4 tRNA genes and 1 rRNA gene are annotated in these 677 nt (G+C 51.1%); all 5 read right to left on the reverse strand.

The annotated features are described in order from the left end of the window. Positions 1-41: 41 nt before the first annotated feature. Positions 42-116 (reverse strand) — tRNA-Glu (locus KQI42_RS20745). Between the two features lie 72 nt (positions 117-188). Next, positions 189-265 (reverse strand) — tRNA-Met (locus tag KQI42_RS20750). Between the two features lie 110 nt (positions 266-375). Beyond that, positions 376-464, reverse strand: a tRNA-Leu gene (locus tag KQI42_RS20755). A gap of 7 nt (positions 465-471) precedes the next feature. Then, positions 472-546 (reverse strand) — tRNA-Asn (locus KQI42_RS20760). A gap of 3 nt (positions 547-549) precedes the next feature. Further along, positions 550-666: ribosomal RNA gene (rrf, locus tag KQI42_RS20765) — 5S ribosomal RNA — on the reverse strand. Positions 667-677: the final 11 nt, after the last annotated feature.

A 677-nucleotide genomic window follows, 5' to 3' on the forward strand; every position in this document is an offset into this window, starting at 1 on the left:
ACCTACCTACAATTCGCTACGCTCATTGGGTTAGGTCATAATGGTGACCCCACCGGGAATCGAACCCGGGTTACCGCCGTGAAAGGGCGATGTCTTAACCGCTTGACCATGGGGCCTTATTATAATAAGTAAATTATGGTTGCACCCCTTCGGGCACTACTAATCCAATGTCCTTCGGACAGAAATTATGGTTGCGGGAGCCGGATTTGAACCGACGACCTCCGGGTTATGAGCCCGACGAGCTACCAAACTGCTCCATCCCGCGATGTTTTTTTAGATACATTCTTCGCAGTCTCGTATCACAAATTTGTTCACTCAAATTTGGTACTCGTTGCGTTTAACCTACCATCAATTCTTACACGGGTTAGGTTATAATGGTGCCGGGAACCGGAATCGAACCGGTACGATCTTTGAGGATCGCAGGATTTTAAGTCCTGTGCGTCTGCCTGTTCCGCCACCCCGGCAGTTTCTTGGCTCCTGGGGTGGGACTCGAACCCACAACCTACCGGTTAACAGCCGGTTGCTCCGCCATTGAGCTACCCAGGATCAGCCTGGCAACTTCCTACTCTCCCAGGGCGTTACCACCCAAGTACCATCGGCGATGAGAGGCTTAACTTCTGTGTTCGGTATGGGAACAGGTGTGTCCCTCTCTCTATCGTCACCAGACGAAAACTAAT

The organism is Tissierella simiarum (genome assembly GCF_018917865.1).
GTDB classification, from domain to species: Bacteria; Bacillota; Clostridia; order Tissierellales; family Tissierellaceae; genus Tissierella_C; species Tissierella_C simiarum.